The organism is Asticcacaulis sp. W401b (genome assembly GCF_046503825.1).
Lineage (GTDB): Bacteria > Pseudomonadota > Alphaproteobacteria > Caulobacterales > Caulobacteraceae > Asticcacaulis.
On the sequence record NZ_JBKFEE010000001.1, the window covers coordinates 100,195 to 115,155 of the forward strand.

The 14,961-nt window shown below is 61.3% G+C and carries 11 protein-coding genes; 5 read left to right on the forward strand and 6 right to left on the reverse strand.

Annotated elements, in window-relative coordinates; all coding sequences use genetic code 11:
- Nucleotides 1-2 precede the first annotated feature (2 nt).
- Nucleotides 3-1,766, reverse strand: coding sequence for an alpha-amylase family glycosyl hydrolase (locus ACK8OE_RS00385; protein ID WP_410270933.1), 1,764 nt, complete (start codon nucleotides 1,764-1,766; stop codon nucleotides 3-5).
- A gap of 347 nt (nucleotides 1,767-2,113) precedes the next feature.
- Here ACK8OE_RS00385 and ACK8OE_RS00390 point away from each other — a divergent pair, with 347 nt between their 5' ends.
- Nucleotides 2,114-4,546, forward strand: a complete 2,433-nt coding sequence (locus ACK8OE_RS00390) for a TonB-dependent receptor domain-containing protein (RefSeq protein WP_410270934.1) — start codon at nucleotides 2,114-2,116, stop codon at nucleotides 4,544-4,546.
- Nucleotides 4,547-4,771: 225 nt separating this feature from the next.
- Nucleotides 4,772-6,001 carry an MFS transporter gene (locus tag ACK8OE_RS00395; protein WP_410270935.1) on the forward strand — a complete coding sequence of 410 codons (1,230 nt, stop codon included), beginning with the start codon at nucleotides 4,772-4,774 and terminating at the stop codon, nucleotides 5,999-6,001.
- On the opposite strand, the gene ACK8OE_RS00400 is transcribed toward ACK8OE_RS00395, so the two are convergent.
- The 5 genes from ACK8OE_RS00400 to ACK8OE_RS00420 all read right to left on the reverse strand — a co-directional run bounded on the left by ACK8OE_RS00400 (nucleotide 6,002) and on the right by ACK8OE_RS00420 (nucleotide 11,245).
- The gene (locus tag ACK8OE_RS00400) at nucleotides 6,002-7,018 is read right to left on the reverse strand and encodes a LacI family DNA-binding transcriptional regulator (RefSeq protein WP_410270936.1); all 1,017 of its coding nucleotides are present in this window, start codon (nucleotides 7,016-7,018) and stop codon (nucleotides 6,002-6,004) included.
- A gap of 76 nt (nucleotides 7,019-7,094) precedes the next feature.
- Nucleotides 7,095-7,409: an ArsR/SmtB family transcription factor gene (locus ACK8OE_RS00405; RefSeq protein WP_410270937.1), complete on the reverse strand. Its 315-nt coding sequence runs from the start codon at nucleotides 7,407-7,409 to the stop codon at nucleotides 7,095-7,097.
- A gap of 100 nt (nucleotides 7,410-7,509) precedes the next feature.
- Nucleotides 7,510-8,076 carry a lipocalin family protein gene (locus tag ACK8OE_RS00410; RefSeq protein WP_410270938.1) on the reverse strand — a complete coding sequence of 189 codons (567 nt, stop codon included), beginning with the start codon at nucleotides 8,074-8,076 and terminating at the stop codon, nucleotides 7,510-7,512.
- A 69-nt stretch (nucleotides 8,077-8,145) separates the two neighbouring features.
- Nucleotides 8,146-8,814, reverse strand: a complete 669-nt coding sequence (pdeM, locus tag ACK8OE_RS00415) for a ligase-associated DNA damage response endonuclease PdeM (protein WP_410270939.1) — start codon at nucleotides 8,812-8,814, stop codon at nucleotides 8,146-8,148.
- Nucleotides 8,798-11,245, reverse strand: coding sequence for a ligase-associated DNA damage response DEXH box helicase (locus tag ACK8OE_RS00420; protein WP_410270940.1), 2,448 nt, complete (start codon nucleotides 11,243-11,245; stop codon nucleotides 8,798-8,800). The genes pdeM and ACK8OE_RS00420 overlap by 17 nt, the downstream gene beginning before the upstream one ends.
- 75 nt (nucleotides 11,246-11,320) lie before the next feature.
- Between ACK8OE_RS00420 and ACK8OE_RS00425 the strand changes: the two genes are divergently transcribed.
- From ACK8OE_RS00425 to ACK8OE_RS00435, 3 genes are read left to right on the forward strand one after another with little or no spacing between them, the layout of a single operon-like run.
- The gene (locus tag ACK8OE_RS00425) at nucleotides 11,321-12,331 is read left to right on the forward strand and encodes a ligase-associated DNA damage response exonuclease (protein ID WP_410270941.1); all 1,011 of its coding nucleotides are present in this window, start codon (nucleotides 11,321-11,323) and stop codon (nucleotides 12,329-12,331) included.
- Entirely contained in the window at nucleotides 12,328-13,905 is a 1,578-nt protein-coding gene (locus ACK8OE_RS00430) for a cisplatin damage response ATP-dependent DNA ligase (protein WP_410270942.1), read from the forward strand. The genes ACK8OE_RS00425 and ACK8OE_RS00430 overlap by 4 nt, the downstream gene beginning before the upstream one ends.
- Before the next feature lie 56 nt (nucleotides 13,906-13,961).
- Nucleotides 13,962-14,879 carry a CPBP family intramembrane glutamic endopeptidase gene (locus tag ACK8OE_RS00435; RefSeq protein ID WP_410270943.1) on the forward strand — a complete coding sequence of 306 codons (918 nt, stop codon included), beginning with the start codon at nucleotides 13,962-13,964 and terminating at the stop codon, nucleotides 14,877-14,879.
- Nucleotides 14,880-14,961 lie beyond the last annotated feature (82 nt).

Below are 14,961 nucleotides of genomic sequence, written 5' to 3' on the forward strand. Positions count from 1 at the left end.
GATCAGGCCTCTTCGATAAACCAGCGCAGCCCATAGGCCGGGAGGGTGTTATTGTCTGAACCTATCAGTACGCTCCCCGCGACCGTATGGATGACGGGGTCTGCGCTGAGATTGGCGACGCAGACAAAACGGCCCGCCGCGAGGGGGCGTTCGATAATCACCAGACGCTCATCGGCATCGGTGCGCACGGCCTGCCCCGGCGTGAAAGCGAGCCGCGACAGGGTGTCGGCCAGTTGCCGGTGGAAGGCGTACATGTCGTGTTCAACAGAGCCGGGCACATGGCGCCGCTCGGCCCTGTCCCAGTCCATCACCGGGCGATGCAGCCAGCGCACCTCGTCCTTCAGGTCCGGATCGTCGCGATAGGCGTCGAAATTTTCCAGCGCGATTTCATCGCCCATATACAGCAGCGGCACGCCTTCGAGCGCGTAGGTGAGGCCGTAGAGCAGCTTGAGGCGGGCGGGCATCTGCGGGTCATCCTTGCCGCCGCACAGGCTGGCCGCCATGCCGCAACCGGAGGCCGGGAAGCCTTCAGGGGCCTGAAACGCCTCGCCCTTCGCATAGGAGCCCTTGCCGGCAAAGAAATCGGACCAGTGTGTGAGGCGTTCCGGCGCGGCCGTATCGGACAGGGCCAGCCAGATGATGTCGTCATGGCAGCGCACATAGTTCAGCCAGTGGCCATGCCCCGGCTTTTCCCCGGCCCGTTCAATGGTGGTCTTGAGCACATCGGCCTTCTGATCGGCCAGGGCGCCCCACAGGGCGGTCATGACGCCGTTATTATAGGCCAGATCGCATTCACGCGCCTGCGGCGTACCGAAGAAGGGCAGGACCGAGGCCTGCGATTCGATGGCTTCGGCCAGCAGGAAGGTCGAAGGCGCCACAAGGGTCAGCAGGGCGCGTAGCGCCTGAAGGATCAGGTGCGTTTCCGGCAGGTTGCGGCTGATCGTGCCCTTGCGCTTCCACAGATAGGCCGTCGAATCGAGGCGGAAACCCTCCACCCCGGCATTGGCCAGAAAGAACAGGCTGTCGGCCATTTCGACAAAGACGCGCGGATTGGCGTAGTTCAGGTCCCACTGAAACGGGTAGAAGGTCGTCCACACATAGCCACCGGCTTCGGCGTCATAGGTGAAGCTGCCCGGCGCGGTGTCCGGGAAAACGTCCTGAAGCGCCGCTTCCCATTCGGCGACCTCATTCGCTGAGTCGAGCACGATATAGAAGTCGGCAAAGGCTGGGTCACCGGCCAGCATCTTCTGCGCCCAGGGGTGTTCGCGCGCCGTGTGATTGCACACCATGTCGAGCACCAGCGACATATCGCGCGCCCGCAACTCAGCCGCCAGCGCCCGCAAATCCTCCATGGTCCCCAGACGCGGATCGACCTCACGGTAATCGGCCACGGCAAAGCCGCCATCCGAATTGCCTTCGCGCGGTTTCAGCAGGGGCAGGGGGTGGAAGATGCCGACCTTAAGGCCTTCGAGATAGTCGAGGTGCTGCGCCGTGCCTTCAAGCGTACCGGCGAAGCGGTCAATATAGGTGCAATAGGCGGGGCGGCCGGGTTTAAGGAACCAGTTGGGCGTATCGGCGCGGGCGATATCGAGGTGACGCAGGGCGGTCGGACGCGTGCTGCGCGCATCGGCCACGCGGACTTTCAGATCGCTGAGGCTGTGTTCAAAGCGGGGATCGCCACAATAAAGCGTGCGCAGGCAGGCCTCCGCCTGACGCCACAGCGGGTCGCAGGACAGATCAGCAGAGGCATGGATCGTATCGGGCATCAGGGGTTCCCGGTCTGAAAAAGCGGGCCGCCGAACACACGTCGGCGGCCCAAGGGTAGGGAAGAGGGATCGCAACCGCGTCCTGCCTTTAGATACATTCAAAATGAAAAGGATTACAAGTTAAATATCGCTGACCTATGCCGATTTGACGAATTTGAAAGGCTTAGCTGTGGCAAAAATGCCAAATCCCGGCTCTTTTGGGTCTGAATCGGCGATTTTAGAAAGAATTAACTTGAAAACGTTTACAATAAATGATGTTTTCCGAACCAGGCCCGGAGCGAGACTCAAAGATCCCGTCCGGACGTAATGAAAAATGCGAAGCCACGCGCTTCATCAGGAGGAATAATATGTCAAAGTCGATATGGACGACCGGCGGCGTTTCGTTGGTGGCGCTCATGGCTGTGCTGGGTTCACCCGCTTCGGCGCAGGATCAGTCTGCCGATTCAGGCGTCACCGAGGTGGTCGTCACCGGTGTGGCGCGCAAGGCCAACAAGCTCGACACCTCGATCTCGGTCAGCGCTATTCAGGTCGAAGACATGCAGAAGTTTGCCCCGCGTTCGGCCGCCGAAGTCTTTCGCAACATCCCCGGCGTGCGCTCCGAATCGACGGGCGGCGAAGGCAATGCCAATATCGCCGTGCGCGGCCTGCCGGTCGCGGCGGGCGGGGCCAAATTCCTTCAGCTTCAGGAAGACGGCCTGCCCATTCTGGAGTTCGGCGACATCGCCTTTGGTAATGCCGACATCTTTCTGCGTACCGATCTGACGGTTGGCCGCGTCGAAGCCATCCGCGGCGGCACCGCCTCAACCCTGGCCTCCAATTCGCCGGGCGGCATCATCAACATCATCTCCAAGACCGGCGCGAAGGAAGGTGGCACGCTGCAACTGACGCAGGGTATCGACTTCGGTCAGACGCGCGGTGATTTTGAATATGGCGGCGCCCTGTCGGATAAGATCGACTTCCATATCGGCGGCTTCTACCGCTCCGGCGAAGGGCCGCGCAAGGCCGGCTACACCGCCAATCAGGGCGGGCAGATCAAGGCCAATATTACGCGCAAGTTCGATAACGGCTTCGTGCGTCTGGGCGTCAAATATCTGAATGACAAGTCGATCGGTTACCTGCCCATGCCGATGAAGGTGACGGGCACCAATGGCGACCCGAAATGGTCGTCGGCACCGGGGCTGGATGCCAAGTCCGACACCATCCATTCGGTCTATTTCATGCAGGACGCCGGTTTGAACGGCAGCAACAATCGCTCCGTGACCAATGTGCGCGACGGCATGGCCCCGAAAAGCCTCGTCTTCAATGGCGAAGCGCAGTTCGATATCGGCGGTGGCTGGACGCTGAACGACAAGTTCCGCTTCGCCAAGACCGAGGCCAACTTTATCGCGCCCTTCCCGGCGACGGTGGGCACTTCGGCGGAGATTGTTTCGGGTATTAACTCGGCTCTGGGAACGGCGGGGACGCGGCTTGTGGTGGCCAATGGGCCGAATGCCGGTTCGACCTATACGGGGCTGGCCATGATCATGCACACCTTCAATACCCGCCTGAACAGCCTCGACAATTCGGCCAATGACCTCAAGCTGCAAAAGACGTTTGACGCCCTGGGCTCGAAGATCGACCTGACCTTCGGTCTCTATAATTCGTCGCAGACGATCAATATGGACTGGGTGTGGAACAGCTATGCCATGGAAGTGGCCGGTGATAATGCGCGCCTGCTCAACCTCTATGCCGGCAACACCAACCTGTCGCAAAACGGCCTGTTCGCCTATGGCGTGCCGGTGTGGGGCAATTGCTGCACCCGTCATTATGATGTGCAGTACGACATTGTGGCCCCCTATGTGATTGCCAGCGGCGAGTGGGGCAAGCTGACGCTCGAAGCCTCGGTGCGTCAGGACGAAGGCAAGGCGCGCGGCACCTATGCCGCCTCAACCCAGATGGCCAATTTCGACGTCAATGGCGACGGCGTCATCTCCAATCCGGAAAAGAGCGTCTCGTTCGTCAATTATGCGGCGGCCAAGCCGGTCAATTATAACTGGAGCTACACCTCCTACTCGCTGGGGGCCAATTACCGCGCTACGGACCACCTGTCCTACTTCGCCCGCTACTCGAAGGGCGCGCGCGCCAATGCTGACCGCCTGCTGTTCGGTAAGGTGCGCGACGACGGTTCGGTGTCGCGTGAAGACGCCATCGACTTCGTCAAGCAAACCGAAGCCGGTGTGAAGTACCGCAGCGGCCCGCTCAGTGTCTTCGTGACGGCCTTTGCTGCCGAAACCGAGGAGCAGAATTTCGAAGCCACCTCGCAGAGGTTCTTTGACCGCGTGTACGAGGCCAAGGGCATCGAGTTTGAAGGCGCCTATCGCATCGGCAATCTCAGCCTCAACGGTGGGGCCACCTACACCAAGGCCGAGATCACCAAGGACGCCCTGAGCCCGACTGCGGTCGGTAAGCGTCCGCGTCGTCAGGCCGAGTGGGTGTTCCAGTTCACGCCGACCTACAAGATGGACAAGCTGGAATTCGGGGCGAACTTTGTCGGCACCACCGACGCCTATGCGCAGGACGACAACCAACTGGTCATGCCGGGTTATGTGCAGACCAACCTGTTTGCCGATTACAGCCTGACGGACGACTTGACCGTTTCGCTGAACGTCAACAATGCCTTTGACGTCCTGGGGATCACCGAGGTCGAAGAAGGCGCGATCACCAACAATGCGACCAACTATGTGCGCGCCCGCGCCATCAATGGCCGCACCTCGACGATCAGCCTGAAGTATCGGTTCTAAAGCCTCATGCCAAAAAGTGGGTACCACCTTTGGGATACACATGAGGTGTCAAAAAAGCCTCATGCCAAAAAGTGGGCACCACTTTTTGGATACACATGAGCGTCAAAAAATGCCTTAGCGTGAAGGCATCGGGAGCGGGTCGCATCCCCTCTGCGGCCCGCTTCCGTTCTTTTTTCTCGCTTACGGCTTCTGGACGTATAACAACAAAATACAGGGAACCGCTCCATGACGACACCTGCGCCTCATCTGGCCCGCCCGGCCAATATCGCCCTGATTACCGGGCTGACCTATCTGATGTTCATGATGTTCGCCATGACGACGGACGCGGTGGGGGTTATCATACCCGAAGTCATCCGCGATTACGGCCTGAGCATGACCGAAGCGGGGGCGTTTCATTACGCCACCATGGGCGGCATCGCTATTGCCGGTCTGGGGCTGGGGTTTCTGGCCGATCGTCTGGGGCGCAAATGGACGATCATTCTGGGGCTGAGCCTGTTTGCGCTCAACTCTTTCCTGTTTGCCGTCGGCAATGATTTTCTCTTTTTCGCCTGCCTGTTGTTCATTTCAGGTCTGGCCATCGGGGTGTTTAAAACCGGAGCCCTGGCCCTGATCGGCGACATCTCCACCTCCACCGAAAGCCATACGCGCGTCATGAATATGGTCGAGGGCTTTTTCGGCGTGGGCGCCATCATTGGCCCGCTGATCGTCACGCAGCTTCTGGTGTCAGGCGCGTCGTGGAAGTGGCTCTATGTGATTGCCGGGACGCTGTGTACACTGCTGATCATAACGGCCTTTGTGGTGCGCTATCCCGAACGGCAGACGAGCGCGAGCGACACTTTCAGCCTGAAGGCTTCGCTGGGCCTTGTGCGTGATCCCTATGCTCTGGCCTTTTCGGCGCTCGCCATGCTCTATGTCGGGGTGGAAACCGCCATCTATGTGTGGATGCCGACCCTGCTCAAAGGCTATCAGGGCCCGGCCGTGTGGCTGGCGCTGTATGCCCTCAGCGTCTTCTTCGTGCTGCGCGCCGCCGGGCGTTTTCTGGGGGTGTGGATGCTGGCGCGCCTGAAATGGACGCTGGTCCTGCTGCTGTGCGCCGGGGCCATTCTGATCTGCTTCGTGGCGGCCTTGATCGGCGGGCAGGCGGTGGCGGTCTATAGCCTGCCCCTGTCGGGCCTGTTCATGTCGGTCATGTACCCGACGATCAATTCCAAGGGCATATCGGGCTTCCGCAAGGCGCAGCATGGCGCGGCCGGCGGGGTGATCCTGTTCTTCACCTGCCTCAGCGCCGTCGTCGCCCCTCTGGCGATGGGGGCGGTGTCGGACCTGTTTGGCGGGGCGCAGTACGGGTTTGTGCTGGCCACCGGTCTGTCCCTGGTCCTGTTTGTGGCGCTGGTCTTCAACCACCGCCGCGACCCGGCCGGTGCGCGTCTGAACGCGCTTAATGCCGAGTACTGATCAGGTTGAGGCCCGCTCGATCAGTCCGGCGGCCAGAACGGCTGACGAGGTCTTTTCTCCCGCCAGCCGCCGGAACAACAGATCGACCATCAGTTGCGCCCCCAGCCGCAGGTCCTGCTTTACGGTGGTCAGGGCCGGAGACATGGTTTTGGACATGGCCACGTCGTCGAAACCGCAAACGGCCACGTCTTCCGGCACGCGCCGTCCCGCGTCGATCAGCGCGTTGATCGCCGCCACCGCGATAACATCCGACGCCGCAAAGATGGCATCGAAGCGCCGACGCGAAGCGACCAGCCCCTTCACCGTCTCATAGGCTGAATCCGGCGTGAAGTGCGTCTCGATGATCTGCGCGGGGGTAAGTTTATGCCCGGCCAGAGCCAGCCCCTCGCTAAAGCCTTTGAGACGCGCCGCCACTTCGGGCACCTGAGCGGGTCCAAGGAACAGGATTTGCTTGCGGCCCTTGCTCAGCAGATGCTCCGCCGCCAGCCGTCCGCCGTGGACATTGTCCACGCCGACCGAGCAGTAGCCCTGATCCGGTAACCGTTCGCCCCACACCACCATCGGGTTATAGTGGGCCGAGATGGCGTTGATTTCGTCGTGCTGATCGCTTTGCCCCAGAACCAGCATCGCATCGAAGCGGTGCGACTTCACCAGCGAATTCAGCCAGCCGCTTTGCGGTGAGAGATTCTTGGAAAACAGCAGGTCATAGCCGCGACGAAACACCTCTTCGGAGAGGTAACCGACCAGTTCGAGCAGGAACGGGTCGGTCATCTGCTGACCGGTTTCGTGGCCCAGCGGCAGGACCAGACCAATGGTGCGCGTTGTCTGCATACGCAGGTTGCGCGCCGCCTGATTGACGGCATAGCCGTGCGCTTCGGCGATGGCGATGATGCGCTGTTTCTGCGGCTCCGGCACCAGCGGACTGTCGGCCAGGGCGCGCGAAACGGTGGCCAGAGACACTTCGGCCAGACGCGCAATGTCGGTCATCTTGACTTTGGCGGGGAGGGTGTCGGTCATGGCAAATCGATCCTGAAACGCAAAGACTAGAGGCATTTGGCCTCTGTTTCAATGTCTTATGCAGGGATTTCGGCGTTTACGCCTTGGGGCCATAGACCTCGCACAGGGCCTCTATCACCTTCTGTGTCGCCGGATCGCCCAAGGCGTAGTAGATGGTCTGACCGTCACGGCGCGTGGAGACCAGATGTTCCGCCCGCATCTTGGCCAGATGCTGTGAGGTGCCGGCAATAGGCTGCCCCCGATAGTCGGCGAGATCGGAAACGCTGGCCTCACCCTCAAAAAGCCGGCAGAGGATCATCAGGCGGGGCTCGCTGGCCAGAAGCTTGAGCATCCTTGTCGCGCGCTGCACATTGGGCTTCAGATTTTGCAGGTCCTGCGCGGTGACGGTCATGACTCAACGCTTTCGTACGGCGGAAAAGCGAAAGAGATAACCAATAGTCTGAAAAGGGTCGAGCCTAAAAACCCGACCCCCGCACGGGTTTACATAGAGTCTATGGCCTGTTCGGCGTCTGCGACGTCCAGCGGATAAGGTCGGTATTGTAGCCCAACTCACGCGCCCGGTTACGCAGGTCTTCGCGCACCTTGACGGCCGGTGACGGTGCGCGGGTCAGAATCCACAGATACTTGCCCGACGGCTCGCCGACGATCGACCAGCTATAGTCCTCGGCGTGGTCCAGCACCCAGTAATCGCCGATATAGAATGGGCCGAAGAAGGAGACTTTCAGCTTGGCATTGCCGCTGTCGCTGACGATCTTCGCCTTGCCCTTCGACGACTTGCCCGGTTCGCCCTTGCGCCAGCCGCAGGTGTTGAGAATGTTGATCTTGCCATCTTCGGCGAGGCTGTACTGCGCCGTGACCTGATCGCAGTCCTTTTCAAAACGGTTCTCATAGCGCCCCAGTTCGTACCACAGGCCCAGATAGCGCGTGAGTTCCACCGGCCTGGCCGGTTGCGGCACGTTCGGATTACCCACCGGCATGGCGGTGACGGCCTGAGCGCTGAGGGCCAGAAGGGCGGTAGAGGCGAGGGCGAGGGGCAGAGCGTAGTGGCGCGGTTTCATTGAGGTCTCCATATCTTCAATCAGCGTGCCAGTGGACGTATAAGGATGCGATCCGACGGTGCGTGAGGTTCATGTGCGGATGGGCAGGATGGTCCGCCCATAAATCAGATAAGGGGTAAAGGCCTCACCCTGCGCCGCTTCGCTAAGGGCTTCATGCTGGATATCGAGCCCGCCGGTAAAGCTGCCGAAGGCGGGCAGGATCAGGCGTTTGCGGTTAAGCGCAAAGCATTTGCCGCTGACCTTGTGACCGCGCACCCGCGTGGTCAGCTTGGGGTGGAAATGGCCGATAATCTGCGGCTGGTCCGTCGCTTCGGCCTCGTGGCGGAAGGCGATGCCCTCGACCACGTGGTCGTCCACAAAGGTGAGGCAGTCGTCGCGGATCAGGCCGACATCGTGATTACCCTCGACCCACAGGCACGACTCGACCGTGCCGCACAGGCTCAGCAGATGGGTTCGCGTGTGGGCCTCCAGCCTTTGCCACGCGCCGCGATCGTGGAAGCTGTCGCCAAGCAGAATAAGGGTGCGCGGCTGATAACGCACAATCAGGGCTTCGAGGCGCGTTAGCGTGTCCAGCGTATCGTAAGGGGCGATGGCCGATCCGAACTGCGCAAGAAAGGTCGATTTTTCGAAATGCAGGTCCGATACGGCCAACAGGCGGTGCGCCGGCCACCACAGCGCCAGTTCGGCATCGAGCACCATCTTGTGGCCCGCAAACTCTACCTCAGCTGTCGAGGCCATCGACCACCTCCTGCATCAGGCGTTCGGCCGCCGCTTCGGCGCTTTCCTGCTGCAACAGGGCCTCGATACCGCCACCGGGCAGGCGCTCGGTCCGCACATCCAGAATAACGGGCAGGGACAGGGGCGAGGGACGCGGCAGGTCGCAAAAGGCGATGCGGTCGCGGAAGGTCAGGATGAGGTCGGTCAAACGGTCGAGGTCCAGAAGTTCGCGTTCGGCATCGGCGCGCGACAGCCGCAGAAGGACATGATCGGGCTCATACTTGCGCAGCACATCATAGATGAGATCGGTCGAAAAGGTTACCTGTTTCAGTGTCTTGCGCGCGGCATTGTTGTTCTGTTCGACCAAGCCGGCAATGGTCGCCACGCGGCGGAATGAGCGTTTGAGCATGGGCGAGTCCGCCAGCCATTCCTCCAGCTCGTCGGCCAGAATATCGGTCGAAAACAGGTCATGGATCATGCCGTCGGTTACCTGTTCGACGCTGTTGATGGCCAGTCCGTAATCGGTGACGGTGAAACTCAAGGGATGAAGCTGATAGCGCTCCATGCGTCGCGACAGGAGCATCCCCAGCGTCTGATTGGCGCGCCGGCCCTCAAACGTATAGAGGACCAGCGTATAGAGCTTGCCGCGCGGAAAGCTCTCGATCAAAAGGTCCTGACGGTCGGGCAGGCGCGAAAAGCGCGTTTGCAGCCTCAGCCAGTCGTGCACCTCTTTGGGCAATTCGCCAAGCGTCGCCTCCGACTGCAACAGGCCGCGCACCCCGTCAGCCAGGAAGGTCGAAAGCGGCATCTGCCCGCCGGAATAGGTGGGCAGCAAGGGCTCCTTGGCGGCGCTGGGGCGGGCATCGAGCGTCATGTCGTGGATGCGCTCAAAGGCCAGCACCTCACCGGCGAAGAAGAAGGTATCGCCGGGTCGCATCGACTGCCCGAACTGCTCCTCGATTTCCCCCAGATACTTCCCGCCGCGCCCGTGCAGACGCCGCACCCTGAGCTTTCCGGCCTCGATAATGACGCCGATATTCTGACGATGGCGGCGGGCGATCTGGGCGGAGGCCGGTATCCACCCCTGTTCGGTTTCGCTCAGGCGGTGCCAGCGGTCGTAGTTTCTCAGCACATAACCGCCATCGACGACAAAGCGGAACAGGGTCTCGAACTGCGCATAGCTCAGGTCGCGATAGGACCACGCGGTGCGGACAATGGCATAGAGGGCTTCGGGCGTCACCGGCGCGCTGCACGCCGCATTGAGGATGAATTGCGCCAGCACGTCCTGCGCCCCCGGCTGAGGGACATCGCCGTCGAGTTTCCCGGCACGGATAGCGGCAATGGCGGCTTCGCATTCCAGCACCTCAAAGCGGTTGGCCGGGCACAGAAAGGCCTTTGACGGCACATCGACGCGGTGATTTGACCGGCCTATGCGCTGCAAGAGGCGGCTGACGCCCTTGGGGGCGCCGACCTGTATGACCAGATCGACATCGCCCCAGTCGATCCCCAGTTCGATGGCTGAGGTGGCGACCAATGCCCGCAGCTTGCCCGCGGCCATCAGGCTGATGGTCTTCAGGCGCATCTCACGCGTCAGCGAGGCGTGGTAGATGGCGATGGGCAGGGCCTCTTCATTGGCCTCCCACAGGAACTGAAACAGCAGTTCGGCCTGCGCGCGGGTATTGACGAAGACGATGGCGGTGCGCGCCTTTGCGATCTCGGACAGGATTTCCGACACCGCGTACTGCGCCATGAAGCCGTTATAGGGCGGCGCTTTGCGCGTCGGCAGGATAGCCACCTCCGGCGCGGCCTCGGCCATACCCAGGGTGCGGCTGTCGAGATGTTCGACGGCGTTAGCCTCGTGCCCCAGCCAGTCGCAGAACCGCTCAGGCTCGGCCACCGTGGCCGACAACCCGATGCGGCGAAAGCCGGGACTGAAGGCCTCAAGCTGCGCCAGCGCCAGCGCGATCAGGTCGCCGCGCCGTGACGCCGCCACCTGATGGATTTCGTCGATAATGACGGCTTTGAGTGTACCAAACATCTGGGCCGCCTCCGGATAGGAGAGCAGCAGCATCAGCGATTCCGGTGTCGTCAGCAGGATGTGCGGCGGGTTGGCGCGCTGGCGTTGGCGGCGATATTGCGACGTATCCCCCGTGCGGCTTTCCACACGCACGGGAAGGCTGAGCGCCTCGATCATCGCCGTGACATTGCGTTCGATATCGTAATTTAACGCCTTCAGCGGCGAAATATACAGGGTATGCAAACCGTTTGGCCGCGTCTGCGTAATATCAATGAGGGACCCCAGAAACCCTGCCAGCGTCTTTCCGGTGCCGGTCGGCGCGGTCAGAAGCGTCGAGCGCCCGGCGGCAAAGCGCGCCGTCATCTCACGCTGATGCGGCAACAGGGTCCAGCCTTGAGAACTAAACCACGACTGGAAGGCATCAGGTATCGTCATGGGAGGCTTTTAACGTGAACGGTCATAAAAAGGCAGTTATGCCGCCTGTTACGTTCAGGATCGCCGGGGTGATCAATGACCCATCCGCGTGACTGGATCGAAGTGCGGCCGCAAGGCGTATGGTGCCGGCCCGGTGACTTCTTTATCGACCCCATGCAGCCGGTCGAACGCGCCGTCGTGACGCACGGCCACGCCGATCACGCCCGCGCCGGTCATCAGCACGTCTTCGCCACGCCGGAAACGCTCGCCATCATGCGCAGCCGCTATGGCGACAACCATTTCAGCGAGGCCGAACATCCGCTGACCTACGGGCAAAGCGTTGACCTCAATGGCGTGCGCCTCAGCCTGCACCCGGCGGGGCATATTTTGGGCTCGGCGCAGGCGCGGCTCGAATATGAGGGGTCCACCATCGTCTTTTCCGGCGATTATAAACGCCGGGCCGATCCGACCTGCGCGCCGTTTGAGCCGGTGCCGTGCGATGTGTTTGTCACCGAAGCGACCTTTGCCCTGCCGGTGTTTCGCCATCCGCCGCTGGAGGAGGAGATTGCGCGCCTGCTGGACTCGCTGCGGCAGTTTCCGGATCGCTGTCACCTCGTCGGGGCCTACGCTCTGGGCAAGTGTCAGCGTGTCATCTGCGCCCTGCGCGCGGCGGGCTATGTCGAAACCCTCTATCTGCACGGCGCCATGCAGCGATTGTGCGACCTTTATCAATCGTTTGGGGTTGATCTGGGGCCATTGGAGCCGGTGACGGCGGAAAACGCCCGGACTTTGGCCGGAAAGATTGTCCTGTGTCCGCCCTCGGCGCTCAAGGACCGCTGGTCACGGCGACTGCCGGAGGTACTGACGGCGGCAGCCTCCGGCTGGATGCGCATACGGGCGCGCGCCAAACAGAAGGGCGTCGAACTGCCGCTGGTGATTTCCGACCATGCCGATTGGGACGAACTGATCCAGACCCTGAGAGATGTCGGTGCGCCGGAGGTGTGGGTGACGCATGGCCGCGACGACGCGCTGGTGCATCAGGCGACGCAGATGGGTCTGAAGGCCCGCGCCCTGCACCTGATCGGTTATGAGGATGACGCGGAATGAAAGCTTTTTCCCGTCTGCTGGAAAGCCTCTATTACGAGCCATCGACGCTGGGTAAGACGCGGCTACTGCTCGACTATCTGCGTACCACGCCCGATCCCGACCGCGGCTATGCGGTGGCGATCATTGCTGGCGACCTGTCCCTGCCCAATTTCCGGCGCGCAATGGTGCTGGAACTGATCCGCGCCCGGGTCGATCCGACGCTTCTGGCCCTCAGCCACGACTATGTCGGCGAACTGTCGGAAACCGTCGCCCATCTGTGGCCCGCCGCCGAAGCGAAACAGGGCGACCTGCCAGCTTTGCATGAGGTGGTTGGGGCCTTGCGCCAGACGCCCAAAGCGCAACTGCCCGACTATGTGGCGGGGTTGCTCGATCGCATGACCTCACCCGAACGCTGGGCTTTGCTCAAGATCGGGGCCGGGGCGCTACGCATTGGCGTCTCGGCGCGCCTGCTCAAACAGGTGCTGGCGAAATTCGGTGATCAGCCGGTCGAGCGCATCGAGAGCCTGTGGCACGGCATAGACCCACCCTATCAACCGTTGTTTGACTGGCTGGAGGGGCGGAAGCCGGAACCGGTCGTCAGCGAGCGCCTGACCTTTACGCCGGTCATGCTGGCCCACCCGCTGGAGGCCAGGGACCACGCCCTGATCACGCCCGACACCTATGCCGCCGAATGGAAGTATGACGGCATTCGCGTGCAGATCGTGCATTCAGGCATCGGTCGCGCCCTGTTTACGCGGACGGGTGACGATATTTCCGGGTCGTTTCCGGACGTTCTGGCGCATTTGAATTTCCACGCTGTGCTCGACGGTGAGCTTCTGGTCCAACGCGGCGACGAGACGGGGACGTTTAACGATCTGCAACAGCGGCTGGGGCGCAAAGCCCCTTCGGCAAAATATATGGCCGACTATCCGGCGGCGATTGTCGCCTATGATGTACTGTTTCTGGAGGACGAGGACGTGCGCGCCTGCCCCTATGACCAGCGCCGCGCCCTGTTGCAGGCCGCCCTTGAGCGTCATCAGCCCGACGGCATCCGTTTGTCGCCGCAACTGCCCTATGGCGATTTTGCCGAACTGGAAGCCTTGCGCGCCAGCGTCAATAACGCCTCGGTCATCGAAGGGCTGATGCTGAAACGCCGCGACAGCGCCTATGTCGCCGGGCGACCGACGGGGCCGTGGTACAAGTGGAAGATCAACCCCAAACTGGTCGATGCGGTGCTGATGTACGCGCAGCGCGGATTGGGCAAGCGGTCGAGCTTCTATTCGGACTTCACCTTCGGTCTGTGGTCCGGCAATCAGCTCCTGCCCATCGGCAAGGCCTATTTTGGCTTTACCGACGCCGAGTTGAGGGAACTCGACAAATGGGTGCGCCACAACACGCTCAACAGCTTCGGGCCGGTGCGCGAAGTGAAGAAAGAACTGGTGTTTGAAGTGGCCTTCGATGCGGTCAATCGCTCCAAACGCCACAAGTCGGGCTTCGCCTTGCGCTTCCCGCGCATCAGCCGCATCCGCTGGGACAAGCCGGCGCAGGAGGCGGATCATCTGAGCGTTCTCGAACCTCTGGCGGGCACAGGCTGAGGCTTGCCCTGGGTTTCATTTAATGAGACTGTGGGGCGTTACACAGGGGGTTCCGCATGGCAGGTATTGATCTTTACGCACCGCGTCCGGTAAAGGCGCGCCGCACCTGGACGTGGGCGGCGATTGTGCTCACCATCGTTTTTATCATTCTGGGGCAGATCCCCGTCGTGATAGCGATGACGTGGCTGAAACTGCCTTTAGAGACGGGCATCGACTGGCGCGCCGACGCGCTGATGCTGGTGTTTTTTGCGCCGATCGCCCTGATCTTTTTCCTCTGGACCTTTCTGTTCGAGCGGCGAGGGATCGCCGCGCTCGGCTTCAACCGGGACGGTCTGAAACGCTATCTGAGGGGGTTGGGGATCGGCTTCGGCTTTGCTGCTGCGGCCATTGGCGGTATCTGGCTGGCCGGGGGATACACGATCGAAAGTCTCGGCGCGTGGGGTAAGCCCGGCCTGATGACCTTTGTGCCCATCGCCGCCATCTTTGCGGGCTTTATGGTGCAGGGGGCGACCGAAGAGATTGCCATGCGGGGCTATCTGATGCAGGTCGTGGCGTCACGTCACGGTATCTACTGGGGCATAGGCGTCAGCATGTTGGTTTTCTCCCTGCTGCACGCGGCCAATATTACGCCGTCGAAGGAACTTTTCCTCGGCCTGACCAATATCATTCTGGTCGGCATCTTTTTTAGCCTTTATGCCATTCAGGAACGCTCGTTGTGGGGCGTCTGCGCGTGGCACAGCGCATGGAACTTCCTTCTGGGGGCCGGGTTCGGCGTCGAAGTCAGCGGTCAGAACCTTGATGTCCTGCCGCTGGTCACCGATCTCAAATCGACAGATGCCGCCTGGTGGATTACCGGCGGCAAGTTCGGCCCGGAAGGCAGCCTTATCACGTCTGTCGTCCTGATCGCCGGGATTGCCTATCTGGTGTGGAAGGGCGCGCTGAGGCCGCAGGCGGCGCTCCCCGAACACGCCTGAATGCAAAGTTTTGGGGCTAGAGCGGATTTCGTACAGGTTGAATCGAAATCTCGCTCTAACATTTTGCTTTGTCGCGCATTTG

What these genes read in the sequence shown, in the direction of transcription:
- ACK8OE_RS00420 (WP_410270940.1), bottom strand. Translation starts at nt 11,245, where the DNA reads ATGACGATACCTGATGCCTTCCAGTCGTGGTTTAGTTCTCAAGGCTGG.
- ACK8OE_RS00410 (WP_410270938.1), bottom strand. Translation starts at nt 8,076, where the DNA reads ATGAAACCGCGCCACTACGCTCTGCCCCTCGCCCTCGCCTCTACCGCC.
- ACK8OE_RS00430 (WP_410270942.1), top strand. Translation starts at nt 12,328, where the DNA reads ATGAAAGCTTTTTCCCGTCTGCTGGAAAGCCTCTATTACGAGCCATCG.
- ACK8OE_RS00390 (WP_410270934.1), top strand. Translation starts at nt 2,114, where the DNA reads ATGTCAAAGTCGATATGGACGACCGGCGGCGTTTCGTTGGTGGCGCTC.
- ACK8OE_RS00435 (WP_410270943.1), top strand. Translation starts at nt 13,962, where the DNA reads ATGGCAGGTATTGATCTTTACGCACCGCGTCCGGTAAAGGCGCGCCGC.
- ACK8OE_RS00405 (WP_410270937.1), bottom strand. Translation starts at nt 7,409, where the DNA reads ATGACCGTCACCGCGCAGGACCTGCAAAATCTGAAGCCCAATGTGCAG.
- pdeM (WP_410270939.1), bottom strand. Translation starts at nt 8,814, where the DNA reads ATGGCCTCGACAGCTGAGGTAGAGTTTGCGGGCCACAAGATGGTGCTC.
- ACK8OE_RS00400 (WP_410270936.1), bottom strand. Translation starts at nt 7,018, where the DNA reads ATGACCGACACCCTCCCCGCCAAAGTCAAGATGACCGACATTGCGCGT.
- ACK8OE_RS00425 (WP_410270941.1), top strand. Translation starts at nt 11,321, where the DNA reads ATGACCCATCCGCGTGACTGGATCGAAGTGCGGCCGCAAGGCGTATGG.
- ACK8OE_RS00385 (WP_410270933.1), bottom strand. Translation starts at nt 1,766, where the DNA reads ATGCCCGATACGATCCATGCCTCTGCTGATCTGTCCTGCGACCCGCTG.
- ACK8OE_RS00395 (WP_410270935.1), top strand. Translation starts at nt 4,772, where the DNA reads ATGACGACACCTGCGCCTCATCTGGCCCGCCCGGCCAATATCGCCCTG.